Annotated in this window: 29 protein-coding genes; 14 read left to right on the top strand and 15 right to left on the bottom strand. The window is 42.9% G+C overall.

Going from position 1 to position 25,490, the window contains the following annotated elements; genetic code table 11:
* Window positions 1-15: 15 nt before the first annotated feature.
* A complete protein-coding gene (locus tag ACFS5N_RS19515; protein WP_377189834.1) occupies window positions 16-1,239 on the bottom strand; it encodes a 3-deoxy-D-manno-octulosonic acid transferase in 1,224 nt (407 codons plus the stop codon).
* 61 nt (window positions 1,240-1,300) lie between these two features.
* Between ACFS5N_RS19515 and ACFS5N_RS19510 the strand changes: the two genes are divergently transcribed.
* The 5 genes from ACFS5N_RS19510 to ACFS5N_RS19490 are packed head-to-tail and all read left to right on the top strand — an operon-like array spanning window position 1,301 to window position 6,426.
* Window positions 1,301-2,611, top strand: a complete 1,311-nt coding sequence (locus ACFS5N_RS19510) for a UDP-glucose dehydrogenase family protein (protein WP_377189831.1) — start codon at window positions 1,301-1,303, stop codon at window positions 2,609-2,611.
* A complete protein-coding gene (locus tag ACFS5N_RS19505) occupies window positions 2,611-3,594 on the top strand; it encodes a UDP-glucuronic acid decarboxylase family protein (protein WP_377189828.1) in 984 nt (327 codons plus the stop codon). Before ACFS5N_RS19510 ends, ACFS5N_RS19505 begins: the two co-directional genes overlap by 1 nt.
* A complete protein-coding gene (gene galE, locus ACFS5N_RS19500) occupies window positions 3,594-4,619 on the top strand; it encodes a UDP-glucose 4-epimerase GalE (RefSeq protein WP_377189826.1) in 1,026 nt (341 codons plus the stop codon). The genes ACFS5N_RS19505 and galE overlap by 1 nt, the downstream gene beginning before the upstream one ends.
* Window position 4,620: 1 nt before the next feature.
* Window positions 4,621-5,676 carry a dTDP-glucose 4,6-dehydratase gene (gene rfbB / locus ACFS5N_RS19495; protein ID WP_377189823.1) on the top strand — a complete coding sequence of 352 codons (1,056 nt, stop codon included), beginning with the start codon at window positions 4,621-4,623 and terminating at the stop codon, window positions 5,674-5,676.
* On the top strand, window positions 5,677-6,426 hold the full coding sequence (locus tag ACFS5N_RS19490) for a tyrosine-protein phosphatase (protein WP_377189820.1): 750 nt from the start codon (window positions 5,677-5,679) through the stop codon (window positions 6,424-6,426).
* Between the two features lie 133 nt (window positions 6,427-6,559).
* On the opposite strand, the gene ACFS5N_RS19485 is transcribed toward ACFS5N_RS19490, so the two are convergent.
* Complete coding sequence (locus ACFS5N_RS19485) at window positions 6,560-7,804, bottom strand: ABC transporter permease (RefSeq protein ID WP_377189817.1); 1,245 nt, start codon at window positions 7,802-7,804, stop codon at window positions 6,560-6,562.
* Window positions 7,805-8,110: 306 nt separating this feature from the next.
* Here ACFS5N_RS19485 and ACFS5N_RS19480 point away from each other — a divergent pair, with 306 nt between their 5' ends.
* Window positions 8,111-8,620 carry a DUF3347 domain-containing protein gene (locus ACFS5N_RS19480; RefSeq protein WP_377189814.1) on the top strand — a complete coding sequence of 170 codons (510 nt, stop codon included), beginning with the start codon at window positions 8,111-8,113 and terminating at the stop codon, window positions 8,618-8,620.
* Window positions 8,621-8,709: 89 nt separating this feature from the next.
* Here ACFS5N_RS19480 and ACFS5N_RS19475 read toward each other — a convergent pair whose 3' ends face one another.
* Window positions 8,710-9,057, bottom strand: coding sequence for a HesB/IscA family protein (locus tag ACFS5N_RS19475; RefSeq protein WP_377189811.1), 348 nt, complete (start codon window positions 9,055-9,057; stop codon window positions 8,710-8,712).
* A gap of 93 nt (window positions 9,058-9,150) precedes the next feature.
* Here ACFS5N_RS19475 and ACFS5N_RS19470 point away from each other — a divergent pair, with 93 nt between their 5' ends.
* From ACFS5N_RS19470 to dnaA, 3 genes are all read left to right on the top strand, one after another.
* Window positions 9,151-9,681: a DUF7935 family protein gene (locus ACFS5N_RS19470; protein WP_377189808.1), complete on the top strand. Its 531-nt coding sequence runs from the start codon at window positions 9,151-9,153 to the stop codon at window positions 9,679-9,681.
* 3 nt (window positions 9,682-9,684) lie between these two features.
* A complete protein-coding gene (locus ACFS5N_RS19465; RefSeq protein WP_377189805.1) occupies window positions 9,685-11,229 on the top strand; it encodes an acyl-CoA mutase large subunit family protein in 1,545 nt (514 codons plus the stop codon).
* A 356-nt stretch (window positions 11,230-11,585) separates the two neighbouring features.
* The gene (gene dnaA, locus ACFS5N_RS19460) at window positions 11,586-13,013 is read left to right on the top strand and encodes a chromosomal replication initiator protein DnaA (protein ID WP_377189802.1); all 1,428 of its coding nucleotides are present in this window, start codon (window positions 11,586-11,588) and stop codon (window positions 13,011-13,013) included.
* A gap of 56 nt (window positions 13,014-13,069) precedes the next feature.
* Here the strand turns inward: dnaA and ACFS5N_RS19455 are convergent, their stop codons facing one another.
* The gene (locus ACFS5N_RS19455) at window positions 13,070-13,339 is read right to left on the bottom strand and encodes a DUF5615 family PIN-like protein (protein WP_377189906.1); all 270 of its coding nucleotides are present in this window, start codon (window positions 13,337-13,339) and stop codon (window positions 13,070-13,072) included.
* 63 nt (window positions 13,340-13,402) lie between these two features.
* Window positions 13,403-13,630 (bottom strand): DUF433 domain-containing protein, encoded by a 228-nt coding sequence (locus tag ACFS5N_RS19450; RefSeq protein ID WP_377189799.1) that lies wholly within the window; start codon window positions 13,628-13,630, stop codon window positions 13,403-13,405.
* Window positions 13,631-13,701: 71 nt separating this feature from the next.
* Here ACFS5N_RS19450 and ACFS5N_RS19445 point away from each other — a divergent pair, with 71 nt between their 5' ends.
* The 4 genes from ACFS5N_RS19445 (at window position 13,702) to ACFS5N_RS19430 (ending at window position 16,270) form a co-directional block, all read left to right on the top strand.
* The gene (locus ACFS5N_RS19445) at window positions 13,702-14,160 is read left to right on the top strand and encodes a nuclear transport factor 2 family protein (RefSeq protein WP_377189796.1); all 459 of its coding nucleotides are present in this window, start codon (window positions 13,702-13,704) and stop codon (window positions 14,158-14,160) included.
* Between the two features lie 83 nt (window positions 14,161-14,243).
* Window positions 14,244-15,389, top strand: a complete 1,146-nt coding sequence (locus ACFS5N_RS19440; RefSeq protein WP_377189793.1) for a PP2C family protein-serine/threonine phosphatase — start codon at window positions 14,244-14,246, stop codon at window positions 15,387-15,389.
* Between the two features lie 3 nt (window positions 15,390-15,392).
* Complete coding sequence (locus ACFS5N_RS19435; protein ID WP_377189790.1) at window positions 15,393-15,722, top strand: STAS domain-containing protein; 330 nt, start codon at window positions 15,393-15,395, stop codon at window positions 15,720-15,722.
* An 8-nt stretch (window positions 15,723-15,730) separates the two neighbouring features.
* Complete coding sequence (locus tag ACFS5N_RS19430) at window positions 15,731-16,270, top strand: hypothetical protein (protein ID WP_377189787.1); 540 nt, start codon at window positions 15,731-15,733, stop codon at window positions 16,268-16,270.
* On the opposite strand, the gene ACFS5N_RS19425 is transcribed toward ACFS5N_RS19430, so the two are convergent.
* From ACFS5N_RS19425 to ACFS5N_RS19415, 3 genes are all read right to left on the bottom strand, one after another.
* Window positions 16,267-16,446, bottom strand: a complete 180-nt coding sequence (locus tag ACFS5N_RS19425; RefSeq protein WP_377189784.1) for a hypothetical protein — start codon at window positions 16,444-16,446, stop codon at window positions 16,267-16,269. The two genes, ACFS5N_RS19430 and ACFS5N_RS19425, sit on opposite strands and share 4 nt — an antisense overlap.
* A gap of 221 nt (window positions 16,447-16,667) precedes the next feature.
* A complete protein-coding gene (locus ACFS5N_RS19420) occupies window positions 16,668-17,924 on the bottom strand; it encodes a pyridoxal phosphate-dependent aminotransferase (protein WP_377189781.1) in 1,257 nt (418 codons plus the stop codon).
* A gap of 127 nt (window positions 17,925-18,051) precedes the next feature.
* Window positions 18,052-18,786: an acyl-CoA desaturase gene (locus ACFS5N_RS19415; protein ID WP_377189778.1), complete on the bottom strand. Its 735-nt coding sequence runs from the start codon at window positions 18,784-18,786 to the stop codon at window positions 18,052-18,054.
* 254 nt (window positions 18,787-19,040) lie between these two features.
* Here ACFS5N_RS19415 and ACFS5N_RS19410 point away from each other — a divergent pair, with 254 nt between their 5' ends.
* Window positions 19,041-20,306, top strand: a complete 1,266-nt coding sequence (locus ACFS5N_RS19410) for an IPT/TIG domain-containing protein (protein ID WP_377189775.1) — start codon at window positions 19,041-19,043, stop codon at window positions 20,304-20,306.
* Between the two features lie 201 nt (window positions 20,307-20,507).
* Here the strand turns inward: ACFS5N_RS19410 and ACFS5N_RS19405 are convergent, their stop codons facing one another.
* The 7 genes from ACFS5N_RS19405 to ACFS5N_RS19375 form a co-directional block, all read right to left on the bottom strand.
* Entirely contained in the window at window positions 20,508-21,536 is a 1,029-nt protein-coding gene (locus ACFS5N_RS19405; protein WP_377189772.1) for an LLM class flavin-dependent oxidoreductase, read from the bottom strand.
* Between the two features lie 88 nt (window positions 21,537-21,624).
* Window positions 21,625-22,296: a hypothetical protein gene (locus tag ACFS5N_RS19400; RefSeq protein WP_377189769.1), complete on the bottom strand. Its 672-nt coding sequence runs from the start codon at window positions 22,294-22,296 to the stop codon at window positions 21,625-21,627.
* An 85-nt stretch (window positions 22,297-22,381) separates the two neighbouring features.
* Window positions 22,382-22,843: a MaoC family dehydratase gene (locus ACFS5N_RS19395; RefSeq protein WP_377189766.1), complete on the bottom strand. Its 462-nt coding sequence runs from the start codon at window positions 22,841-22,843 to the stop codon at window positions 22,382-22,384.
* Between the two features lie 64 nt (window positions 22,844-22,907).
* The gene (locus ACFS5N_RS19390; protein WP_377189764.1) at window positions 22,908-23,654 is read right to left on the bottom strand and encodes an SDR family oxidoreductase; all 747 of its coding nucleotides are present in this window, start codon (window positions 23,652-23,654) and stop codon (window positions 22,908-22,910) included.
* Between the two features lie 79 nt (window positions 23,655-23,733).
* Window positions 23,734-24,306, bottom strand: coding sequence for a Crp/Fnr family transcriptional regulator (locus ACFS5N_RS19385; RefSeq protein WP_377189761.1), 573 nt, complete (start codon window positions 24,304-24,306; stop codon window positions 23,734-23,736).
* Between the two features lie 144 nt (window positions 24,307-24,450).
* Window positions 24,451-25,050 (bottom strand): short chain dehydrogenase, encoded by a 600-nt coding sequence (locus ACFS5N_RS19380; RefSeq protein ID WP_377189758.1) that lies wholly within the window; start codon window positions 25,048-25,050, stop codon window positions 24,451-24,453.
* A gap of 10 nt (window positions 25,051-25,060) precedes the next feature.
* On the bottom strand, window positions 25,061-25,447 hold the full coding sequence (locus ACFS5N_RS19375) for a carboxymuconolactone decarboxylase family protein (protein WP_377189755.1): 387 nt from the start codon (window positions 25,445-25,447) through the stop codon (window positions 25,061-25,063).
* Between the last annotated feature and the right edge of the window lie 43 nt (window positions 25,448-25,490).

Genomic DNA, 25,490 nt, shown 5'->3' with positions numbered 1-25,490 from the left:
ATATTCGTCAATTATTCAAATACCGCTTTCATTAATAGCGGAGAGTATTTTTTGCGTAGCGCCAATGTTTTGCTTCACATAGTCGCCTGCTTTATAACCGGCAGCGGCACAAAAAGATTTGTCCTCAATTAATTTACCAGCAGTAATTTTTAGCGATCGCACATCAGTAATACTAAACCCTGCGCCTATAGCAATCAAATCACAAGCCTCTTTAAATCTTGAATAGTTGGGGCCAAATATTACCGGCAGGCCAAAAGCGGCTGCCTCGAGCGTGTTATGTATGCCCGCACCGAAACCGCCTCCCACGTATGCAATATCTCCGTATTGATAAAGCGAGGATAACATGCCGATATTGTCGATGATTAAGATTTGCTTATTGATCAGAGATTGGCGGTCGGCGATTAGTGAATGTCTGATGTATGAGCCCTGTGGTAATAAACTTATCAAGTTATTGATCTTGTCCTCGCCAATTTCATGCGGGGCAATGATAAATTTCCACTCGGGATATTCATTGATCAATTGAGCAAGTAGTTGTTCATCAGCAGGCCAGGTGCTGCCCGCAATAAACATTTTTTGACCGGCTTTAAACGCCTTAATTTGTGGTAATGCTTTCGGGTTTTGTGCGTTGGCCCAAACCCGGTCAAAGCGGGTGTCGCCGCTAATGGTGACATTGATGATGCCAACCGTTTGCAATAACTGCTCAGACTGTGCATCCTGCACAAAAAAACGGGTTACGAAGTGCAGCATTTTACGATGCAGGCCGCCGTACCATTTAAAAAATATCTGTCCGGGTCTGAAAATGCCCGATATAATATAAAGGGGTGTTTGACGGCTGTTTAGCTCATTAAAAAAGTGATACCAGTATTCATATTTAGTAAATATAGCAACACGAGGATTAATAGCTGCGATAAATTTACGGGCATTCCCGGCTGTATCCAGAGGTAAATAATATACGGCATCGGCCAGCGGGGTATTCTTGCGTATCTCATATCCCGAAGGCGAAAAAAAAGTAATCACAATTTTCGATTCAGGTTGTTGTATCCTTATTTGCTCTAAAACCGGGCGGCCTTGTTCAAACTCGCCCAATGAGGCAAAATGGAACCAAATGCTTTGTTCAAAATGCGAATAATTGGTATTAATTCGGCCTTTGATCCAAAGCGCTGCCTTTTTGTTAAAAGCAGAAAAAAACAGTATTAAGAGATAGTAAACGCGCAGTCCTGTATTGTACAGTAATAACATTATTAATACGAAATGAGTATCTTCGTCGCGATAAATATAACAACATCTAAACAATAAACACATGAAAATAGCTGTAGTTGGAACCGGATACGTTGGGTTAGTTACCGGTACATGTTTGGCCGAAACCGGCAATCAAGTTATCTGTGTTGATATCAACGAGAAAAAGGTTAAAATGATGCAGGAAGGGCAACTGCCTATATATGAACCCGGTCTCGAATTGCTGTTTACCCGTAACATCACCCAGGGGCGCCTGCACTTTACCAGTAACCTTGCCGAGGCGCTGGAAGAGTCGAAAATTATTTTTTTAGCATTGCCTACTCCGCCCGGAGGCGATGGCGCTGCCGATTTGAGCTATGTGTTAGGCGCAGCTAAAGATATAGCAAAGCTGATTAAAGAATATAAGGTTATTGTAACCAAGTCAACCGTACCTGTTGGTACCGCCGACAAAATTACAGCTGTTTTGCAAGAGCATACCGATATGGAATTTGCTGTAGTGTCAAACCCTGAATTTTTGCGCGAAGGTGTTGCTGTCGAAGATTTCATGAAGCCAGATCGGATTGTAATAGGCACCGACGACGAACGTGCACGCAAATTGATGGGCGAACTATACGCACCATATGTGCGTCAGGGCAACCCGATAATTTATATGGATCAGCGCTCGTCTGAATTGACCAAGTATGCTGCCAATTCATTCCTGGCTACCAAAATATCTTTCATGAATGAGATTGCTAACCTGTGCGAACTGGTTGGCGCTGATGTAGATATGATCAGACGCGGTATTGGTTCCGATGACCGCATTGGCAGGCGCTTCTTGTTTTCAGGTATAGGCTACGGAGGCAGCTGTTTCCCAAAGGATGTACAGGCGTTGGCAAAATCAGCCAAAGAAAACAACTACGATTTTAAAATATTAAACGCGGTTATGGATGTGAACGACATACAGCGTACCATTTTGGTTGAAAAAGTTAAACAATATTACCAAGGCAACGTAAAAGGAAAAAAATTCGCTATCTGGGGACTGGCATTTAAGCCCGAGACCGATGATATACGCGAAGCGCCAGCCTTATATATTATTGATGAGCTGGTAAAAGCCGGAGCAATAATATCGGCATTTGATCCTGAAGCTATGGAAAATGTAAAAAATGTTGTCGGCGATAAAATTACCTACACCGATAACCAATATGACGCACTGGACGGAGCCGACGCTTTGCTGATCTTAACCGAATGGTCTGTATTCCGTACGCCTGATTTTGACCAGTTAGAAGCCAAATTAAAAGCCAAAGTAATTTTTGATGGCCGCAACTTATACGATATTCAAAAAATGATAGACTGTGGTTATTACTATAACAGCATAGGCAGAAAGGTGGTAAGCTAATGGCTCGTAAACGTATATTGATTACCGGCGCGGCCGGTTTCCTGGGTTCGCATTTGTGCGACAGGTTTATTGCTGAAGATTACCATGTTATTGGCATGGACAATTTAATTACCGGCGACCTGCGTAATATTGAACACTTATTCAAACTGGAGAACTTTGAATTTTACAACCACGATGTCTCTAAGTTTGTGTACGTGCCGGGCGAGCTAAATTATATCCTGCATTTTGCGTCGCCGGCCAGCCCGATTGACTATCTGAAAATTCCGATTCAAACCTTGAAGGTTGGCTCATTAGGTACACATAATTTACTTGGCCTGGCCCGCTCAAAAAATGCGCGCATGCTTATTGCTTCAACATCTGAAGTGTATGGCGACCCAAGCGTAAATCCGCAACCTGAAGAATATTGGGGCAATGTAAACCCGGTTGGCCCTCGCGGTGTATATGATGAGGCAAAACGCTTTCAGGAAGCCATAACCATGGCGTATCATACTTTTCACGGCCTGGAAACCCGTATTGTAAGGATATTTAACACTTATGGCCCGCGTATGCGGCTTAATGATGGCCGTGTACTGCCGGCATTTATCGGTCAGGCTTTGCGCGGTGAGTCATTAACCATGTTTGGCGACGGCTCGCAAACCCGCTCGTTTTGCTATGTTGACGATCTGGTAGAAGGTATCCATCGGTTATTACACAGCGACTATGCTCAGCCTATGAATATCGGTAACCCGGACGAGATCACTATACGCCAGTTTGGTGAAGAGATTATCAAGCTAACCGGTACCGATCAGCAACTCATCAGCCTGCCTTTACCTACAGACGACCCAAAACAACGCCGCCCGGATATTACTAAAGCAAAAGCTATTTTAGGCTGGGAGCCGAAGGTGTCCAGAAGTGAAGGTTTGAAGAGAACATATGAGTATTTCAAATCGTTGCCTGAAAAAGAAATCCAACATAAAGACTTTACCTATTATAATAAACATTAATGGCTAAGATATTAGTAACCGGTGGCATGGGCTTTATCGGCTCGCACACTGTAGTTGAACTTGTAAACTCAGGCTATGAGCCTGTAATTGTTGACGATCTTTCAAACTCTGATCCTAAAATATTAGATCAGCTGGCTAAGATCATCGGCTACAAACCGACATTTTATAAGCTTGACCTTTGCGATGAAAACGGCGTTTATCAACTGGCCGAAAAGGAGCCGGATATTACTGGCATTATTCATTTTGCAGCATCAAAAGCCGTTGGCGAATCTGTACAGCACCCGCTTAAATATTACCGCAACAACTTTTTTTCATTGCTAAATGTGCTTAATGCCTATAAAGGTAAGCCGGTAAACTTTGTGTTTTCATCAAGTTGTACCGTATACGGCCAACCGGATGTATTGCCGGTTACTGAAGATGCGCCGGTAAAGCCGGCCGAATCGCCATATGGCAATACCAAACAAATAGCCGAGGAAATGCTGGTGGATATGCAAAAAGCCGGCAGCCGCTATAAGGTAATTGCGCTACGGTATTTTAACCCGGTTGGTGCTCATAGCTCGGCCTTAATAGGGGAGTTGCCTATTGGCATACCCCAAAACCTGGTGCCTTTTATTACGCAAACAGCCATTGGTAAACGCGAAAAAATCACTGTATTTGGTGATGACTATAATACACCTGACGGAAGCTGTATACGTGACTATATTCACGTAGTTGATTTGGCAAAAGCACACGTTGCCGCCTTGAGGCTAATGGAAAACGGAAGCTTTACCGGTTATGACGTATTTAATTTGGGTACAGGTAAAGGCAGTACAGTTTTAGAAGTTATTCGTGCGTTTGAAAACTCTACCGGCGAGAAACTCAACTACGTAATTGGGCCACGCCGCGAAGGTGATATAGAGAAAGTTTGGGGCGATGTTACCAAATCAAAAAATGTGTTAAAATGGCAAACCGAGCTCGATTTGGACACCATGATGCAGTCGGCCTGGGAATGGGAAAAATACATAGCTGCCAATCCGTTAAACTAAAATGAACAAGAAGATCATAATTACAGGTGGAGCCGGCTTTATTGGCTCGCATGTGGTGCGCAGGTTTGTCAAAAACTACCCCGACTACGCCATCATTAATTTAGATAAACTGACCTATGCCGGTAACCTGGCTAATTTAGTTGATATTGAAAACGAGCCTAATTATAAATTTATAAAAGGCGATATTGTTGACCTTGAGTTTATTCGAAGCCTTTTTAATGATGAACAACCTGATGCGGTTATTCATTTGGCGGCCGAATCGCATGTCGACCGCTCAATTGTTAATCCGCTGGAGTTTGTAATGACCAACGTAGTGGGCACCGTCAACCTGCTTACTGCTGCGCGCGAAACCTGGAAAGGCAACTACGATAAAAAACGTTTCTATCATGTATCAACCGACGAGGTTTACGGTACATTGGGCGAGGATGGTATGTTTACCGAAGCCACAGCTTACGATCCGCATTCGCCATACTCAGCATCTAAAGCCAGCTCTGACCACTTTGTGCGCGCTTACCACGATACTTACGGTATGGATACGGTGATCTCTAACTGCTCAAATAATTATGGCTCATTCCATTTTCCGGAGAAATTGATACCATTGGCTATCAATAATATAAAAAATAATAAGCCGGTGCCTGTTTACGGTAAAGGCGAGAATATCAGGGACTGGTTGTGGGTTGAAGACCATGCACGCGCTATTGATGTTATCTTTCATAACGCTGCTACTGGTACAACCTATAATATTGGCGGCCATAATGAATGGAAAAATATCGATCTGATTACCACACTTTGTGCTATTATGGACAAAAAGCTGGGCAGGGAAGAAGGTGAATCGGCGAAACTGATAACCTTTGTAACTGACCGTGCAGGGCATGATTTACGTTATGCCATTGATGCAACTAAGCTTAAGAACGAACTGGGCTGGGTGCCGAGCATTACATTTGAAGAAGGGCTGGAAAAAACGGTTGATTGGTATTTGGCTAATGAGCAATGGCTAAACGATGTAACCTCAGGACATTACCAACAGTATTACGAGGAGCAATATCATAGACGATAAATGTTTGGTCTTTTTAAAAAAAAGGAAGAGAAGCGGGAAAAGAGGCTGCCGGACGTAACTTTTGGAGGTATAGCTGTTGACATGCACTCGCATGTGTTGCCGGGTATTGATGACGGTGCGCAGAATGTAGATGAATCTATTTTTTTAATTGGTAAAATGATGGATGCCGGGATTAAAAAGATTATTGCTACCCCGCACATCATGATTGATTTTTATCGCAACACGCCCGAAACTATCAACGGCGCATTGGAAACACTGCGTGCAGAACTCAAAAACCGTGGAATAGATATAGAAGTACAGGCCGCTGCCGAACATTACTTTGACGAAACTTTTGAAAAAAGGGTAGACGATAAAAAGCTGATGACCATGGGCGATAACTTTGTGCTTTACGAGTATCCGTTTATCAGCATGCCTCAAAATGCTTTTGATGTACTACAAAAGCTAACAAAAGGCGGCTACAAGCCCATACTTGCCCACCCGGAGCGCTACGGTTATATGACTATCGAAGAGATGGCTAACCTGCGCAGTTGGGGCGGTAACATCCAGCTCAATACCATATCGCTTACGGGCTATTATGGCAAATATATTAAACAGAAAGCCGAAGCCATGGTTGATGCGGAAATTGTTGATTTTATATCAAGCGATATGCACCACCCAAAACATGCCGCAGCCTTTCATGATGCGTTGAATTTTCCACATGTACAGAAACTATTGACCAACTATCCGCTGAAGAATATAATGTTGAAGTAATTTAATGAGTAAATGAGTGATTGAGCGAATGAGTGAGTAATTTAGTGAATGGATAAATGAATCAGAGTTATTAAAGTACTTACAAATTCGCAAATCAAACATTCACTCATCCACTAATTCACTCAATCACTCATTACTCGTAGCGCAATGCCTCAACCGGGTCAAGTCGGGCGGCCTTTTTAGCAGGATAAAATCCGGATAGCAACCCAATCATGGTACATAAAGCTACTGCCGATAAGAGCCAGAACCATGGCACCACAAATTTGCCACTTATTTGTATAGCTATCAGATTACCAGCGAGCATACCCAGTACCATTCCGCCTACACCGCCGATCAGGCAGATTACGATAGCTTCAATTAAAAATTGCTTACGGATAACCGCAGGAGTTGCCCCAATAGCTTTACGTACACCAATTTCGCGGGTGCGCTCGGTTACCGATACCAGCATAATATTCATTAAGCCAATAGCTGCGCCAATGAGCGTGATGATACCAATGCCGAAACCAGCCATAGTCATATAGGCCATTTGCTCGCCCAGTTTTTGCTGGATAGAGTCGCTGCGCACAATTTCGAAATTATCCGGAACAGCAACGTTTAGTCCGCGTATGTTTCTGAAAAGCGAAGTGGCCTCGCCCACACAGGCATCTAATTGAGCCCCGCTGCCCACCATCACTGTAACACCAAATGAGGGGTTTGAGCTTGGCGCAATTTGCTTGGCCTTTAAAATAGGAATGACACAAAGCCTGTCACCGCCGTTAAAGCCGGCGCTTGAACCTTTCGATTCAAACACACCGATTACGCGAAACTTATTACTGCCTACAAAGATGGATTTATTAATGGGGTCCTCGTTTTTAAACAGTTTGGATTTTATTTCATCGCCTATAATTACCACGTTTTCGCCGTATTCAAGCTCCTGGTCAGAAAAATTACGACCCAGCGCCAGTTTATAACCATTAGTTTGCAGGTAGTTTTCATTAGTACCCGTAACCGTTACATTGGGGTTTGTTTTTTGGCTATTATATTTAACAATGGCCGTGCCCGATATATCAAGGTTGATAGATACCAATGCCGGCAATTTATACAACGTTTTAAAGCGCTGTGCCTGATCATACCTGATAGCCGGGTAAAATTTACGATGCCCGCCGTTGCCAAAATTAATGCCCGACCCCCGGTTTTGAATAGTAAAAGAGTTAGCGCCCAGTCGCGAAAACGCGTCAGAGGTATATTGTTTGATGCCCTCAATTGCAGTAAGTATGCCCACCAGGGCCATAATACCTATGGCAATAATTAACGCAGTAAGCGATGTACGCAGCCGGTTGCCCGCAATTGACTGCAGCGCGATGGACACATTTTCCCTAAGCGTAGTTTTAACCGGCATGTTGTAAAATTAGAAAATTCTTTTTGGGTGTAAGACTGTAGGAACGGTGCGTTTGTTACAAGGCGGTTTTAATTTTGATTTGAGGTTTGAAGGGCTCGCCCTGCTTTCGTTTCGCTAGGCGACCCTCTCTGCTGCGTAAAGAGGGTTGTAATTTTTCAAATCGGGTGTCATCCTGAGGCTCTCGAAGGGTGAGCGTTGGGCTTTTTTTCCCGTGCTCAGATCCCGAATCTTTTGAAAGAATTACACCCGGCCTTTTATTCTGCAATCAAAAACATTTTGGTAACTTGACTAAAAATTTAAATCACCATGAAAATCATTAAATCAATAATAGCGCTGTTTATTGTATTGGGCACAGCTATCCATACAAAAGCGCAGAGCAATACAGTTGTGTCGGTTAATAAAGTATTTAGCGATTATATTGATTTGAAAAATGCTTTGGTTGCTGATGACAACGCAGGCACCCAGGCTAAAGCTAAAGTTTTAAATGCCGATGTGGCCGCCATTGAAACCAAAGACATGTCTACCAAAGAACAGGTAATCTGGAAAAATTATGTGGAAAAGCTAAGTTTCGACAGCCGCCATATTAGTGAAAGCGCATCGATAGATCATCAGCGCGAGCATTTTGCTTCCTTGTCAAAAAACGTATATGCAGTTTTAAAAGCATTTCCATATAATGAATCGACGCTTTACTGGCAATATTGCCCTATGAAAAAAGCCAACTGGTTAAGCAATAAACAAGCTATTGAAAACCCTTACTACGGTAAAGCAATGCTGAATTGTGGAAGTGTAAAGGAGACTTTGAAAGGCACGAAATAGAGTCAAAATATAAATGAAAAGGGCGCTGAGATTTTTTCTCAGCGCCCTTTTCATTTATATTTTGACTCGTGGTTATTGTCTCTTGATTCTTATACCGAGAACGATGTTCCGCAGCCACAGGTTTTGGCAGCGTTAGGATTATTGAAAGTGAAACCGCGGGCGTTCAGGCCGTCCTGGAAATCTATCTCCATACCTAATAAATACATGCCATGTGCTTTATGCATAAATACCCGCAATCCTTCGATATTATATTCTTGGTCGCCGTCTTTTTTCTGGTCGAAACCTAAAACGTAGTTCATGCCGGCACAGCCGCCGCCTTCAACGCCAATACGCAGGCCAAAATCGTCGCTTATTTCTTGCTGATCTTTTAATTTATAAAGTTCCTTAACGGCGCCTTCGGTAATGGTTACCGGTGCGGTTTCAACAGCTGTACTCATCTTATTTATAATTAACTACACAAATATAATGTAAAATGCGGATTTTTGTTCTGGTGCACTTATTTATGACCTGCGCCTAACACAAACTTAAATATGACCTATTTCCCCTATTTATTAGATATCATAAAATATACCATTGCCGGCCTGGGTGTGGTATGGATAGCTTTTTACCTGCTTAAACCTTACCTTGACCGTAATGAAAGCATTCAGCTTGTTGAGCTGAAAAAAACCATTAGCAGCCAGACTTTGCCATTGCGCCTGCAGGCCTATGAGCGTGTAGTGTTGTTTATTGAACGGATAAACCCGGTAAACATGCTGGTGCGTATGAATAATCCCGACTACTCTGCGGCCGAATTATATATGTTAATAGTAGCCGAACTGCGCAATGAATACCAACATAATGTTACGCAACAGATTTATGTAAGCCCGGCTACCTGGGCCATTGTTAAACGCCTGAAGGACGAAACACTGGGCCTGGTTAACAATGCCATTAAAGATTTGCCTGAGTCTGCAACTGGTTTGGAGCTGAGCCGTTTGGTACTAACACAGATCAGTAACTCAGAGAATAATCCTTATGACGCTGGCCTGGCCCTGATTCGTCAGGAACTGGAGCAATTATTTTAAGCTATGGCAGCTAAGCGGAAAACAACATCGGGAATTGAAATAAAGGAGGTTTATACCGAGCCTTCAAACATGAACGAACTGCCCGGCGAATTTCCGTATACCCGTGGTATCCAAAAAGACATGTACCGCGGTAAACCCTGGACAATGCGCCAGTATGCCGGCTTTTCAACTGCCGAGGAGTCAAACAAACGTTACCATTATTTATTAGGTCAGGGTACAACTGGCCTTTCTGTAGCTTTTGATCTGCCCACCCAGATAGGGTATGACTCAGACCATGAACTTGCCGAAGGCGAAGTAGGCAAGGTTGGGGTAGCTATTGATTCACTGGAGGATATCGAGATTTTGTTTGATGGGATCAAACTAGCAGATATCACTACTTCCATGACCATTAACGCCACTGCGCCCATATTGCTGGCCATGTACATCGCGCTGGCAAAAAAACAGGGCGCTGATTTAACGCAGTTATCCGGCACTATACAAAATGATATATTAAAAGAGTATGCCGCGCGCGGTACCTATATATATCCGCCTGCGCCATCTATGCGTTTAATTACCGATGTATTTGAGTATTGCAGCAAGGAACTGCCTAAATGGAACACCATATCTATATCAGGATACCATATCCGCGAAGCCGGATCTACTGCTGTGCAGGAGCTGGCATTTACACTGGCTAACGGAAAAGCCTATTTAAAGGCTGCGCAAAGCCGGGGCCTGGATATTAATATATTTGCTAAGCGGCTTTCATTCTTCTTTAACTGTCATAATAATTTTTTTGAAGAGATAGCCAAATTCAGAGCGGCGCGGCGTATGTGGGCCAACATCACCAAAAAACTCGGAGCTATTGAACCGGCTGCACAGAAGCTTCGCTTTCATACCCAAACCGGTGGCTCAACGCTCACGGCGCAGCAGCCTCTCAATAATGTAGTGCGTACAACCACGCAGGCTTTAGCCGCTGTGCTAGGTGGCACACAATCGCTGCACACAAATGGTTATGACGAAGCTTTATCTTTGCCTACCGAAGCCGCCGCCCAGATTGCTTTACGCACCCAACAGATCATTGCTTTTGAAAGTGGGGTGACCGATACAGTTGACCCGCTAGCGGGGTCTTACTTTATAGAAGCCTTAACAAACGAACTTGAAGCTGCTGCTAATATATATATTAATAAGATTGACGCCATGGGCGGCTCAGTAAAAGCCATAGAGCAGGATTACATGCAGCAGGAAATTGCCAGGGCGGCTTACCAATATCAAAATGAGATTGAAAGCGGTGAACGCATTATTGTAGGGATAAATAAGTTTGTAAAAGAAGAGCCGCCGGTTAACAACTTGTTTAGAGTTGATGACGCTATCCGCTTAAAACAGATAGAAAAAATCAACCTGTTAAAAGCCCGGCGCGACAACGTTTTGGTGGCCGAACAACTCAATAATCTGAAAGCTGCCGCCCGGAGGAATGACAATCTAATGCCGTCGATATTATCGGCGGTAGAGAACTATGCCACTTTAGGGGAAATTGCCGACGTTTTTCGCGCTGTTTTTGGAGAATATTAGAGCCTGTCAGAATAGAATTGTTAATAATTAACATCCGTTTTCTTCCCGTCGCGTCGTGCGTAACCTCTTGAGCGCGCGCAATTACTTTGAGTAATATTATAAATAAACGGCCTAATTGACTGTAAATGCAATGTTTATTGTGAGTAAGGTTATAAACATGTTGATAAGTGGGCAAAATATAAAATATTCACTCCAAAAAACAGCAAAAAAAGCAGCATTTTTTTCAAATTTATTTTCAAAAAAAACGTAAAAAGAATTTTTTACTCCGCTTTTTTTTTGAATATTCGATGTTCCGTAGCAGTCCCAATAAAAGTGTGCTTTGGGGATTGAAAATCAATATTTTAGTTAGATACCGTATGGAAAAAACTTGTACAAACGTCTGGAATAGCTGTCTCCAAATCATAAAGGATAACATCCCTGCACAAAGCTTTAAAACTTGGTTTGAGCCAATCAAAGCTTTACGCATGGAAGGCAGTGTTCTGACGATCCAGGTGCCAAGTTTATTTTTCTACGAATGGCTGGAAGAGCATTACGTTCAGCTATTGCGCAAAACCATAAAGAAACAATTGGGCGATGATGGCCGTTTAGAGTATAATATCGTTGTTGAACAATCATCAGCGAGCAAACCATATACTACAAATATGCCATCAAATGGAAACGGTGCTGAATCGAAAAATCAGTCGATGCCCATTCCTATTTCAATAAATAAGGATATTAAAAACCCGTTTGTCATTCCAGGTTTAAAAAAACTGAATGTCGACCCGCAATTAAACCGTCAATATACTTTCGAGAACTTTGTTGAGGGAGATTGTAACCGCCTGGCCCGTTCTGCTGGTTACGCGGTTGCTGCCAAACCGGGCGGTACCTCATTCAACCCGTTGATGATTTATGGTGGCGTAGGTTTGGGCAAAACTCACCTGGCTCAGGCTATCGGTAATGAAATAAAACGTACACTGCCTGATAAACTGGTGTTGTATGTATCGTGTGAGAAGTTTACGCAACAGTTTGTAGACGCCTTAAAGCATAATAATATTAACGACTTTGTGAATTTTTACCAGGCTATTGATGTGCTGATCATGGACGATGTGCACAACTTTGCCGGTAAAGAAAAAACACAGGATTTCTTCTTTCACATATTTAACCACCTGCACCAATCAGGCAAACAATTGATCATTACTTCTGATAAAGCGCCTAAAGACCTTGCCGGTTTAGAGGAACGCTTATTATCGAGATTTAAATGGGGCCTGAGTGCAGATTTACAAGTACCTGATCTGGAAACCCGGATGGCTATCCTGAAAAACAAAACTTATCAGGATGGTATCGAATTGGGCGATGATGTTATAGAATATGTAGCACACAATATCGATAACAACGTACGTGAGCTGGAAGGCGCCATGGTATCGTTACTGGCTCAATCAACCCTTAACCGTAAGGAGATAGACCTGAACCTGGCCAAACAGATGCTGAAGAATTTTGTGAAAAACTCATCGAAAGAAATTTCGATGGAATATATACAAAATTTGGTTTGTGAGTATTTTGAAGTGCCTATTGATATGGTGAAATCACAGACACGTAAACGCGAAATCGTTCAGGCGCGTCAGATATCCATGTACCTTGCCAAGGCACATACCAAGAGCTCATTGAAGTCAATAGGCCATTTTTTTGGCGGCCGCGACCACTCAACCGTTATTTATGCCTGCCAAACCGTAGAGGATTTAATTGACACCGACAAAAAATTCAAAGGCTACGTAGCCGATATCCAGAAAAAACTGAAGATGTCGTAGCCGATATCTGTTATAAGCAAAAAACGCCATTGTGATTTTCACATGGCGTTTTTTGCTTATAAGTATATTTCAAACACTCCTAATTCATCGTTGTTGAGAAAATCGATTATCTCGGTTTCTTTTTCTGTAAGTATAAATTTAATGTGATTGGTAGATGTGTTTCCAATTCGCAACCAAATTATTTTAGGCGGAAATGCGTGCAGATTCTGAATCTCTGCGAAATCCTCATCAAAAGTTAAGATGTGATATTTGTTTGATTTTGCGAATTGCCAGATATCAATATCCGACAAAATTGATTTTGGTTTGATTTCATTGACAGGAAGTATTTCCCAGCGGCAAAAGCTTCTTTAATCGCCACGAAATATTTTCATCGATGATTAATCGAATCATTATGCAACTTTGATAACTCGTTCTTTGTTGGCTGCATATGATAGACACGCTAGTAGTGCATGCTCAGTAAGTTGCGGGAAATCTGCGATGATTTCTTCGTGGGTTAAACCAGAAGCAAGCCAATGCAAAACGTCATATACGGTAATGCGTGTTCCCTTGATAACAGGTTTACCAAATCTGATTTCAGAATTAACTTCTATATACTCTTTATAATCAATTTGCTGCATAATCAAATTTACTAATTTTAAATTGAAAAGTATGATAACTATCGTGGCGTTATTTATCAGTATATTAGTACATGAAGAAACTCATACTCGCTCTCTTTCTTTTAATGCTTGGTAAACTAACCCTCGCCCAACAAACTGCCACCGACGCTGTAAAGCAAACTGTAAACAATATGTTCAAAGCCATGCGTACCGGCGACAGCACCCTGCTGCGTTCAACATTTGCTAAAGGCGTGGTTTTTCACAGCGTCGAAAATAGAAGGGACGGCAGCACTGCCTTGATTGCCGAAGATGCGAACGAGTTTATAAAGGCGGTAGGCACGCCTCATAAGGGTATTTGGGATGAGCGGATTGTAATAACAGACGTAAAAATTGATGGCGATCTGGCCAGTGTATGGGCGCCTTATAAATTTTACCTGGACGATAAGTTTAGTCATTGCGGTGTGGATGTTTTTCAGCTGATGAAAACCGCTGCCGGCTGGAAAATTATTTACATTGTCGACACCCGCCGTAAGGACAACTGTGTTGAGTAAGATGAAATGAATTTAAATTTTAAATTTAACAGCATATTAAGTAAAATTGATTGCTGTTTACACCCCGCAGCCCCAACGTTTTAATGAGCCTTCATAAGCCCAAGCAAATACTACTTGTTGATGATGATCAGCTTTTTCTGAAGCTGATAGAGCAGGTGTTTAAAAAATCGGGCTTTACATGTACGCGTGCCGGGTCGGCCGAGGCGGCTATCGAGTTGCTTGAAAAAGGCGAGGTGATACCCGACCTTATCCTTTCAGACTACGAGATGCTGAAGATGAATGGCTTTGAGTTTCGTGCTTATTTGATGAACCAGCCAAGGTTTCAGGATATCCCTTTTGTTTTTCTTACATTTTTTTCAGACAAAGATTTTATTGAAAAGGGGCTCGACCTGCAGGCTATTGATTATGTGATCAAGGATACGCCCATCAACGTGATTGTATCCAAAGTAAACAATATATTGTTTGCAGTTGATAAACAACGCGAGCTGTCTGAGAATGAAGTTAAAAAGGCAGCTAAATCGCTCAATATAAAATCAATCCCGGTTAAGGCACCCCAAATTGATGGCTTTGAGGTCGATTTTTGGCATATGGCTTACCATGATATCCCCGGCGGCGATTTTATTGACTTTATAAAAGTTAGCGACCGATATAACTTCATTGTACTGGGCGATATTATGGGCAAAAAGTGGATGGCCTGGTTCTTTACTTTTGGTTTTTTGAGTTATGTGCGGTCGGCCGTACGCTTTGCAGCGTTTAACAATGAATACTCAACGTCAAAAATATTGCAGCAGGTGAATGCCATAATTTGTTTTGACGAAGTATTGCAGGACATTTTATCGAGCTTGTCTTTATTATTAATAGATACCGAAACCGGCAAGATAACCTATTCAGGCGCCGGCGATTTGCCGTTGCTTTATTACAGCAGTAAGGCCAATGAATTGCAAATGATTAGCTCGTCGGGATTGTTGTTAGGCTTGTTTGAAGAGGGTAATTATAGTGAGAAGGAAATAGTATTAGGGCAGGGCGACAGGCTTTTTGTTTTTACTGATGGCATGATTGATTTTATTGATGCGACGGGCAAGAAGAGCGACTACAATCAGTTCTCAAAAGCGCTTAAACCTTTTATGAAAAAAGATAATAATTTTACAGATATCGTATCAAACCTGTTTGACAGAGACTTAAATGAGCAGGTGGACGATCGCAGCATAATCAGCATTTATAAAAATTAAAATATGATAAAAATATACAAAGAACTTGACGACATGCTGCTGGTAAAGCTGGACATAAAAGAGGCCAGCCTTGAAAATGGCGATGCGTTTAAAGCCGAGGTTATCAGTTTATTTGATAGATACAAAAAATCAATCGCAATTGACATGAGTTTGGTTGAATATATTGACAGTTCTTTCCTGGGCTCAATCGTGTCGGCATTTAAACACCTTATCTCATTTAAGTCTGAAGTTATGCTGGTAGGCTTAAGTAAAGACCTAACCAACCTGTTTAGTTTAACCCGGCTTGACAAGGTGTTTAAAATTTACAACAATTTTGACGAGCTCACCAAGTAATAAAAGATATGGCTGAACCAGTTAGCAAACAGTTTTTATTACCTAACAGCCGGCAATCTATCAAGTCGTCGGTCGAAGAGTTGCTGGACTTTATTGTTAAGCAATTGCCCGCTGCGGTAAATAAAGAAGCTATAAGCTTTAAAATTGAGGTAATATTGATTGAGTTATTGACCAACGGCATTAAACACGCCGGTACTAAAGAGACTTTCCTGGATATTACTGTTGATGATAATAGCATCAATATTGATAAAAAGGACTTTGGTAACCGTTATCAACCCGGCAACATCACATCTTTACTGGTGCATGATCCCGGTTATAGAGAGCTGTTAACCAAAGACGGCTTGCACAGTATGTATGCCGTGGTAACCAGCGACACCCAAATAAAGTTTGTATGCGAAGAGGCTGATGACCAGGATAGCCCGCTGGATGTAAGCAACCTGATGGAGCACTTTGGTTTGCTTATTATTACCAAAGCATCAGACAATTTTACCTACGAGTACGATATTGCTAAAGGATTAAATACTTTCAGCGTTTATGTTAAAGTTTAAGGCGTAATATCGCTATCTTTTAATTCATGAGGCGAGTCAGGCTTTAGTTCTGACTGAATGATTTTCTTTTCAAAAGCTTTCTCGTCCTTACGGTCTCGTTTAATTAGCCAGGTTATCAGCAATACTATCGCTATGGCCAGGCCGCCAACCCACCAATAATTCACATCTACAATCATAGGATTTGATAATTGATTCCTATAAAGGTCGGCTGCAAATATTAAACCTGTGTTAGGGTGTAGTTAAATATACCTCTCCTAAATCCTCTCCAAAGGAGAGGGCTTTGAGACATCGCTTTTTTATGGATTTACCAATTATATTCCAAAGAAAAGATCTTCAAAATAAAATATTCCGCTATATATTCAGCTCCCTCTCCTTTGGAGAGGGCCGGGGTGAGGTTTTACACCAATTTTGCCAACGCTTCCTTAATTCTTGGAATAGCCTGCTCAATATCCTGCAAAGTACAGGCGCCTACCGATGCGCGGAACCAATTCACCTCGTCGCCAGTGCCAAAAGCAGAGAATGGTACAAAAGCAATCTTTGCTTCTTTGATCAGGTAAAAATTAATATCGGCCGAATTATTCAGTATTGTGCCTTCAGGAGTCTTTTTGCCTGCTACGTCTATCTTCACGGTTAAATAAATGGCACCCATCGGCGCTATCGAGTCAACGGCAAAACCATCAGCTTTTAATTGCTGGAAACCATTATGCAACGCAGTTAAACTGGCTTGGATGTTTGATTTAAGCGTGGTTAGGTATGCATTTACCGAAGCATCGTCCATAATGTATTTAGCCATGGCAACCTGCTCAGCCTTGGGCGACCAGGCACCCATGTGGCCAACAATGGCTTTCATGTTGTTAATCACTTCGGCAGGGCCAAAACCCCAGCCCACACGTACACCGGTAGCGGCAAAGCATTTTGAAGCCCCATCTATAAATATTACATAGTCCCGCAGTTCAGGGCGCAGCGTAACCGGGTCAAAGTGGCGGTTATCTCCAAATGTTAATTGCGAGTAGATCTGATCGTATAAAAAGTACAGCGGCTTTTCATCGGCTGCACGGCTTTTATTTTCCTCAATCACCAGGTCGCAAATATCTTCGAGATCTTTCTTGCTGAACATAGTGCCGGTTGGATTCAATGGCGAACACAGGGCCAGTAAAGTAGCGCCTTTAATGTGGGGCCTTAACTCATCTGCTGTGGGCATGAAATTATTTTCGGCACGGGTTTGTACCATCACGCCATTGGCTTTCAGTAAATCGCAGTAGTGATTGTTGTTCCACGACGGTGCCGGGAAAACTACTTTGTCGCCCTCGTCAACTACGGCCAAATAGGTCGAGTAAATCAACGGACGTGACCCGCCTGAAATCAGGATCTCATTGGGTTTATAACTTAACCCTAAATGGTTTTTTAAAAATGCAGATACACTTTCGCGCAATGTCAGCACCCCGTCGGCAGGCGGGTAGTTGGTTTGATTTTCTGCATAAGCATCTACAATCCCTTTCTTAAGCTCGTCAGGAATTGGATAAATATTTGAATCATAATCGCCAATAGTAAGGTTGGCAATGTTTTGGCCCTGGCGTTTTAATTCGTTAATCTCACCGGCAATTTTGATGATTTCAGAGCCGCGCAAGTTTTCGGCTAATGCAGATACTTTCATTTTTATAATTTGGAAGGTAAACGTAGTAAAGGTAAACGGTTTTTGTTGGAGCTAAAAGCAAAAAGGTAAAAGGATTGTCAGTTTACAGACGCCTTTTACCTTTTGTGTTTATTTAATGCGTGCAGAATTAAGCAACAACTTTACGCAGCTTAATGATGCGTACCCAATGCATCACCCGCATAACCGGGTAAACGGGGTCAAACTCAAACCATCTGGCGGCAAAGTTTGAACTGTTAGGGCGCTTGTGGTGATTGTTTTGAAACAGTTCGCCCAGCATCAGTAAATCAATAAAGAAAGTGTTTTTTGATTTGTCGCCATTGTCAAAGTTAGAATAACCGTATTTATGACCACACCAGTTCACAATGGCGCCATGTATGGGCCCCATCAAAAAGTGAACAGGCAGCAGCAAAAACATCCACCAGTGGGTGGCAAAGGCAATGTAGAAAGCAACATATCCTAAACCAAAAAGAATACGAGAAGCATAGGTTGAGCCCCAGTAATCCAGCAGGCGCCATTCAGGAAAATAGCCGGCAAATTGTGTATCGGGTTCTTTAAGGCGTTTTTCGTACAGCTTATAGCTCTGCGCGGTGCGCCACATCATCTGGAAAACATCTGTAAAGAAATATGGCGAATGCGGATCTTTCTCGGTATCACTATAAGCGTGATGCTCGCGATGCATAATAGCATAAGCACGCGGGTTTAAATATGACGAACCCTGGCAAACAAAGGTCATCAAATGAAAAATACGCTCGTTTATTTTGTGGGTACTAAACATTTTGTGGGATGCATAGCGGTGCAAAAAAAATGTCTGAAAGAACAGCGACAAAAACCAGTGCGCCAGGAAAAATATAAGGATAATCACGAAATGTAATAAATTATTGTATGTGTTATAATTAACGGCAAAGATATCAATTTAGTTTTACGACTGATAATCTAATTCCCATTTATGATATATGTCACTTAATTAACGGGTTAAGGTAGTTAACATCTTTTAACTCCTTAATACTTACTTATAAGTCATTTTTGCAAATATGATGCAACAACTTATCTTAATTTTGTTTTACATTTATAATACCAAACCAAAACGAACCTTTTTAACCTTAGACCGCGAGTGTCATGAGAACCTTAAAACTAAATAGTACGGTACCAGTAGCCTTAATGGCTGTCTGTTTACTGACTTTTAATGCAGGATGCAAAAAGCCGGGTAACTACAAACCTGACTATAACAACTCATACATTAACTCAACTCCTACCACCGGTGGCGGCGCGGCTAAACCAGTATTAGGTGTATTTAGTCCGGGTAGTGCCTTGCCTAACACGGTGATCAAAATAACCGGAAGTAATTTTGATCCGGTTGCTGCCAATAACATGGTAACGGTTGGCGGGGTAGCTGCCACGGTTAATGCGGCATCTTCAACATTTTTATATTTCACTGTCCCACAAGGCGCCGTAACAGGCCCCGTTGTAGTTAAAACTAACGGTGCAACACTTACCTCAGTAGTTGACTTTAAAGTATTAACCGGTACATCGGGTATGTTTATGTCATTGCCCGATTACAGTATTGAACATATCTCGTTTAACGGAAATGGCGACCTCATTGGCGAAAGCACAAGCGCCGTTTATCGCATTACCCCGGCGGGTAACGTTTCCTTATATAACCAGCCATATACATTCGGATCGTTGTGGGGCAGCGCCAATTACTATGAGCAGGGCGTGTATGTTACTGATCATCTGGCCGGTAAAATATTCCGTGTTTCTACTGAGGGATTGGTTACCCTAATGGGCGGTAGCACGCAAGGCATTACAGACGGCATAGGTAGTAAAGCCCAGTTTAACGCCCCTTTGGGCCTTTGTCTGGATGCGGCAGGTAACATTTACACTACAGACACGCATCGCGTACGCAAAATTTCGTCGTCGGCTTTGGTAACTACTATTGCAGGCAACGCATCAGTTGGAAGCATAAATGGTACAGGTACAGCCGCTCAATTTGGCGATTTGCACGGCCTTACATACAACAAGGCTGATAGCAGTATTTATGTAACTGACCTTCAGTTTTTTAACATCCGTAAAATTAGCGCTGGTGGTGTAGTTACAACGCTGGCGGGGTCGGGTACAAAGGGTATGGTAGATGGTCCGGGCGCTACTGCACAGTTTGTAAACCCGTATAATATAGCGGCAGACGACTCAGGAAATATCGTAGTAGCAGATGGTAATAGTTCGACCGGCTATGCTATACGTTTAATAAATAAATACGGCGTGGTTTCAACCTTGCTAAGCGGGCCGATACTGAATGCGCCTGATGGCATGGCGTTCGACCCGCAAGGTAACCTTTATGTTATGAATACAGGTGCAAAAAATATTATCAAGATAACGTTTCAATAAAAAATATATAAAGTAAAATCAAAGCAATTGCAAGTTGAGTGTTTTGTTTGTTGTGTGTTTCTCAATATAATAATCAACCTAAACCTTTTCCCATCCATCACCACTGAGTATAAAGCCTGCGAGAGGCTTTAATAACAGCAATTGCTTTGATTTTACTTAAAAAACTATCACCTAAACCTTCCAAAAGCAACCGTCGGCGAATTAATTTTGCCGGCGGTTTTTTATTTCAAAAAGGTCTGCCAATAATTTGTACGACTGCAGGCGGTCTTCAAAATCTTCGGCAATAGTAACGCAAATTATTTCGTCTACATCGTAGCTTTCGGCCAGTTGGGTAAGCCTGTCTTTTACCATTTGCGGCGACCCGGCTACCACGCGCTGCCGGTTATAACGTATGCGGTCCTGCTCTTGAAGCGTATATTCAACATCTTTAATATCCTCGTAGTTATATGGCGACAGCCCCATGCCGCGCTCAAATTGGATAAAACGGTGGTCCATCAGCGCTTTATGCTGCATTACCTTTTCAGGATCTTCTGAACAAAAAACAAAAATGGCCATGTTTGCCTCAGGCTCTTGTAAATCTTCAGACGGCTGAAATCGTTGTTTATATACTTGTACAGCCTGTGGGCCGCCTACCGGATTAATGAAATGCGCAAATGAAAACCCCATGCCAAAATGTGCGGCAAACAAACCGCTTTGCCCGCTCGAGCTTAGCAGCCACATAGCCGGTACAGTTTGTACTTGTGGTATGGCCCTTATTTTTTGCTGAATGGTACCCGGTTCGGCCCGGTCATGAAAATAGTTCCGCAGGTCAGCCAGTTGTTCAACAAAGTCTTGCTCGGCAAAATGGTTGGAGGGATTTAGTATTGACGCGGTTATCCTGTCAGTACCCGGCGCGCGGCCCATGCCAAGGTCAACCCTGCCCGGTGCCAATGCTTCCAGCATCCTGAAGTTTTCGGCTACTTTAAGGGCGCTGTGATTAGGCATCATTACTCCACCCGAGCCAATGCGGATATTTTGTGTTTGCGAAGCCAGGTAAGCAATCAGCACCTCTGGTGTGGAGCCTGCCAGGCTGCCGGTGTTATGATGTTCAGATACCCAGAAACGGGTGTAGCCTAAGCCATCGGTATATTTTGCTAGCGCGATTGTTTCATGTACGGCTTGTTCTGCCGTAAGCCCCTTGCGTATGGGCGATTGGTCAAGCACGCTAAGGCGTATATTTTTTGTGCTCATAGTAGATGGTGAATGAGACGCAAAAGTACCTAGTCGCTTTTGGTTAAAGTAGCCTTTACCGTTAATATGGCATTAGGTTTACAGAAAGCTATTTTTCGATCTTGTAGCTGGTGACAGACTGCTGCGATTTTAAATTAAGCGGTTGTCCGGCATCGGTGTCAATCTCAATGATGCCTACACCTTTGCCGATGTAAAAATCAATTAATTGATAAGTTTCAAAAGCGGTAGTGATTTTGTATTGCAGCTTTAATTGCGTATGCGCTACATGTTTAAACGTCATTGACGATATAGTCATGGAGGTATCTCTGTTAATTACCCGGCCAACAATCTGAGCCGGAAAGCCCTGTATCTTACCATCGTCACTGATTGGCGCTGTCCAGGTTTGGCCTACAGCCACATCATCTTTTAAATAAAGATACTCAACGGTAATGCCTGAGCCCAATACCGCCGAACGAATGCTGTATGAGCCGTTGCCCTGATAAAAATAAGTTGTGCTTATCACCGTATCGGCTTTGTCAGTGGCCTCGTAATAAGTTTTACCGTTAATAACTGAGCGTTTTCCGCTCATAGAAATCACCTCGTTGGTAGCCGGATGATCGGTACTGTTAAAAGTTTGATGGTAGCTCCAGGTGCTGCCTTTTGTCAGCGGTTGAAAGCCGGTAGTGGTGTCTGTAACACCCGTCATATCCGGCGTGTCCATTTTGCAGCATACCATAAAGGTTGCCGCCGCCAGTAGCAGCGTTAAATAAAAGCGTTTCATTATCACAATAATGGTTGTAGTTGGTTATCAAAAGGTTATTCAAATTTATAATAATTATTGAATTACCAAATAACGCTTATACCAGCTAGCTCATAAAGTGATATAAAAAAACTACCGACCCGGTATAAGCCGGTTTTTTTTCGCCTTCAATTTCCATAGTTACGCCTATGGTAGCTTTGGTTATACCCCTTAAATTAACTACCCCTTCTAGTTTGGCAATCAGTCTTACCCTGCTATTTACCGGTACTGCCTGTGCAAACCGAATGTTCTCAATACTGTAATTGATCTGCATTTTCAGATTTTGCACATCGGCAATCTGGTGCCAGAAATAGGGCAGCAGCGATACCGTTAAATAACCATGAGCTATAGTTGCTTTGAAAGGGCTCTCCGTTTTTACGCGTTCTTCATCAGTATGTATCCATTGATGATCAATAGTAGCGTCGGCAAATTTGTTGATCTGTTCCTGGGTGATGGTGTGCCAGTTAGATGTACCCAGCTCCTGGCCGAGATATTTTTCGAACTCTTCGTAGTTTCTGATGATAATCATAAATCAGGTTTTAAAGTAGGGCTTGTGGTTTATGCAAGCCCCCTAAAATAGTAAACCGCAATGATTAGACCAAAACTCCTCCGCCATCAACAACAATTACTTCGCCGGTACTATAACGCTGGCGCATCAGGTACAGATAGCTCTCCGCCAGGTCATCCGCCTCTGCTATAAATTTAACAGGCAGCATACCGGCATAGGTATTAAAGAAATTGTCGCGATCTGCTTCAGGCATATTGCTCCATAAATCAGTTTTAACCAACCCCGGGCAAACCATATTTACGCGTAATGGCGCCAGCTCAACAGCCATGGCACGGGTAAAACCCTCCATTGCTGTACATATACTTGCACCAAGCGACCATCCGCTTTGCGGCCTCCTGCTTACCGTGCCGCCGCTTAACGTAATAGAACCGCCCGGGTTAATATTGGGTGCCGCATATTTTACTGCACTGAACGCGCCCCAGTAACGCAGCTTAAAAAAGCGTTGCGCATCGGCCAGTGATATGTCGCCGATATTAGCCAGGTACAGGTTCTCGCCGGCTGTAAATACCAGATGGTCAAACTTGCCGATTCCGTTAAACAGATCTTTAATTTGCTGTTCGTCGGTTAAATCGGCAATAATGCCTTTGCTGCCTGCAGGTAATTGTTGCAGCGCCTGGTCAATGCGTTGTTGATTGCTGGATACAATGATTACAACGGCGCCCTCGGCAGCTGCGGCCCTGGCGGTTGCCAGGCCTATGCCCGCACTGCCGCCAAGTACAACTATTTTTTTGTTAGCTAATGATGATTTTGAAACTTGTGCTGTGTTTTCCATTTGTATAAATATTTTGATTATACAAAGTTGTGCCGCGTAAAATTTCTTACACTTAACAAATGGTAAAAAGCAAAAAGCACTACTTTAAGTTTCTGCGGATGCGACTGAGCGATTGCGGCGTAATGCCCAGGTATGAGGCCACATCGCTCAGTGGAACGCGCAGAGCAATCTCTGGCTGACGCATCAAAAACATTTTATAGCGTGTGGTTGAGTCATATCCCAGGTAGCCGTTTTTCAGGTCGATTTTGTCCAGCAAGGCCTGCTGCGTAATCTGGTCTATCAGCGGTTTTAAATAAGGCAGCTCGCCATAAAGCTTAGTAAGCGACGTGCGGCTGAAGACACAAACCTCGACATCGCAGGCGGCGCTGATACTTTCGTGAGCGATAGTGTTGTTATTGAAGCTATTGAGTATGCAGCAAAATTGATTTTCTTTCAGGAAAAAATAAGTAACCTGTGTGCCTTGTTCATTCAACACCATAATACGCAGCACGCCTCTATGGATGAAATACATTTCGCGGCAAATGTTACCGGCATGGAAAAGGTATTCGCCTTCTTTGTAGGTACGTGTTTCTGTAGCGGCCAGGATGAGCTGTTCATCGTCAGCGGGTATGGCATGAAACAGTCTGAGGAAGGCTATCAATGGGTTAGTCATCAGCCAAAAATAGCAATCTTTAACTTTTTCCACTACGTCATTGCGAGGTACGAAGCAATCTCTACACTGCTTAGCTTCAATTACTGTCGCGCAGAGATTGTTTCGTACCTCGCAATGACGATTTTATTAAAGGGATGTAAGCTATTACTCCACTACAAAATAATTCTGCCCGGTTTGGTGGCCCAGCACGCTCTTAACATATGCCTGTGCAACTTTATCCATCTTAACCGGAATATGGCCGGGGAAATACGGGAAATAAGCCGGCGACTCTTCAACCACATCAGGAGCCACCGAATTAATACGGACACCATTTTCCAACTCAAACGCTGCTGCCCGGACAAAACCGTCAATAGCTGCATTTATAGAAGACACCGCGCTGCCATAAGCTACCGGATCAATCGCCAGCGAACCCGAGGTCAACGTAAATGATCCTTTCGGATTGATATAGTGTTGGCCGATCAGCACCAGGTTAATCTGCCCCATATATTTACTGTCGACGCCTTTTCTGAAGTCGGTATCCGTTAAAGCGCTCAGCGGCCCGAAATGCGCGTTGCCGCTGGTACTTACCAGGGCATCGAAAGGGCCCACCTGTTTAAAAAAGTTTTCGATGGATTCGGTCGAGCTGATATCAACCTGGTAGTCGCCGCTTTTGGAGCCTGCGGTAATAACTTCGTGGTCCTTTTTTAAGGCAGCTACCACATGTTTGCCTATGGTGCCGCTTGCACCTACAATTACAATTTTCATAGCGTTTATTTTAGTTGTGACTGGCAAAAACCTCTTTAGCATGGGCCAGGGCATTACTTACTGCAGCGCCGCCGGCATAAAAGGTCATTTGTAAAATTACTTCAACAATTTGTTGTTTGCTAGCGCCAAGTTTCAGCGCAGCGTCAATATGTGCTTTTAATTGAGGGAAGGCATGACCCAGTGTAGTACACGAAGCTATCAACAGGTATTCGCGGGTAAGCAGATCAAGCCCCGGGCGTGCCATAATGCCCTGCATTGCCCACTCAATGGTCATGTCTACAAAATCGGGGCAAATATCTTTTAAATTGTCAACCAATTGCTCGCCGGCCTGGCCGCCATGAAGTTGGTTTAACAATGCCAGACCTTTTTGGTAAGTCGCTGATTTGGTGTTTTCCATGTTTTTTTTTCGACAATATTAGTCCAATACTTTACTTTTGTCA

Origin of the sequence: Mucilaginibacter ximonensis (assembly GCF_042686265.1) — a bacterium.
Classification (GTDB): Bacteria; Bacteroidota; Bacteroidia; order Sphingobacteriales; family Sphingobacteriaceae; genus Mucilaginibacter; species Mucilaginibacter ximonensis.
This window is presented reverse-complemented; position numbering and strand designations above follow the sequence as displayed.

Coding starts and splice junctions, on each gene's coding strand:
- ACFS5N_RS19400 (WP_377189769.1), bottom strand. CDS start 22,296: ATGAAACGCTTTTATTTAACGCTGCTACTGGCGGCGGCAACCTTTATG.
- ACFS5N_RS19485 (WP_377189817.1), bottom strand. CDS start 7,804: ATGCCGGTTAAAACTACGCTTAGGGAAAATGTGTCCATCGCGCTGCAG.
- ACFS5N_RS19380 (WP_377189758.1), bottom strand. CDS start 25,050: ATGAAAATTGTAATTGTAGGTGCAAGCGGCACCATAGGCAAACATGTG.
- ACFS5N_RS19405 (WP_377189772.1), bottom strand. CDS start 21,536: ATGAGCACAAAAAATATACGCCTTAGCGTGCTTGACCAATCGCCCATA.
- ACFS5N_RS19450 (WP_377189799.1), bottom strand. CDS start 13,630: ATGCAGCAAATTGATTATAAAGAGTATATAGAAGTTAATTCTGAAATC.
- ACFS5N_RS19425 (WP_377189784.1), bottom strand. CDS start 16,446: ATGATTGTAGATGTGAATTATTGGTGGGTTGGCGGCCTGGCCATAGCG.
- ACFS5N_RS19480 (WP_377189814.1), top strand. CDS start 8,111: ATGAAAATCATTAAATCAATAATAGCGCTGTTTATTGTATTGGGCACA.
- ACFS5N_RS19465 (WP_377189805.1), top strand. CDS start 9,685: ATGGCAGCTAAGCGGAAAACAACATCGGGAATTGAAATAAAGGAGGTT.
- ACFS5N_RS19470 (WP_377189808.1), top strand. CDS start 9,151: ATGACCTATTTCCCCTATTTATTAGATATCATAAAATATACCATTGCC.
- ACFS5N_RS19410 (WP_377189775.1), top strand. CDS start 19,041: ATGAGAACCTTAAAACTAAATAGTACGGTACCAGTAGCCTTAATGGCT.
- ACFS5N_RS19430 (WP_377189787.1), top strand. CDS start 15,731: ATGGCTGAACCAGTTAGCAAACAGTTTTTATTACCTAACAGCCGGCAA.
- ACFS5N_RS19375 (WP_377189755.1), bottom strand. CDS start 25,447: ATGGAAAACACCAAATCAGCGACTTACCAAAAAGGTCTGGCATTGTTA.
- ACFS5N_RS19445 (WP_377189796.1), top strand. CDS start 13,702: ATGAAGAAACTCATACTCGCTCTCTTTCTTTTAATGCTTGGTAAACTA.
- ACFS5N_RS19490 (WP_377189820.1), top strand. CDS start 5,677: ATGTTTGGTCTTTTTAAAAAAAAGGAAGAGAAGCGGGAAAAGAGGCTG.
- ACFS5N_RS19515 (WP_377189834.1), bottom strand. CDS start 1,239: ATGTTATTACTGTACAATACAGGACTGCGCGTTTACTATCTCTTAATA.
- ACFS5N_RS19390 (WP_377189764.1), bottom strand. CDS start 23,654: ATGGAAAACACAGCACAAGTTTCAAAATCATCATTAGCTAACAAAAAA.
- ACFS5N_RS19385 (WP_377189761.1), bottom strand. CDS start 24,306: ATGACTAACCCATTGATAGCCTTCCTCAGACTGTTTCATGCCATACCC.
- ACFS5N_RS19505 (WP_377189828.1), top strand. CDS start 2,611: ATGGCTCGTAAACGTATATTGATTACCGGCGCGGCCGGTTTCCTGGGT.
- ACFS5N_RS19510 (WP_377189831.1), top strand. CDS start 1,301: ATGAAAATAGCTGTAGTTGGAACCGGATACGTTGGGTTAGTTACCGGT.
- ACFS5N_RS19420 (WP_377189781.1), bottom strand. CDS start 17,924: ATGAAAGTATCTGCATTAGCCGAAAACTTGCGCGGCTCTGAAATCATC.
- ACFS5N_RS19475 (WP_377189811.1), bottom strand. CDS start 9,057: ATGAGTACAGCTGTTGAAACCGCACCGGTAACCATTACCGAAGGCGCC.
- galE (WP_377189826.1), top strand. CDS start 3,594: ATGGCTAAGATATTAGTAACCGGTGGCATGGGCTTTATCGGCTCGCAC.
- ACFS5N_RS19435 (WP_377189790.1), top strand. CDS start 15,393: ATGATAAAAATATACAAAGAACTTGACGACATGCTGCTGGTAAAGCTG.
- ACFS5N_RS19440 (WP_377189793.1), top strand. CDS start 14,244: ATGAGCCTTCATAAGCCCAAGCAAATACTACTTGTTGATGATGATCAG.
- dnaA (WP_377189802.1), top strand. CDS start 11,586: ATGGAAAAAACTTGTACAAACGTCTGGAATAGCTGTCTCCAAATCATA.
- ACFS5N_RS19395 (WP_377189766.1), bottom strand. CDS start 22,843: ATGATTATCATCAGAAACTACGAAGAGTTCGAAAAATATCTCGGCCAG.
- rfbB (WP_377189823.1), top strand. CDS start 4,621: ATGAACAAGAAGATCATAATTACAGGTGGAGCCGGCTTTATTGGCTCG.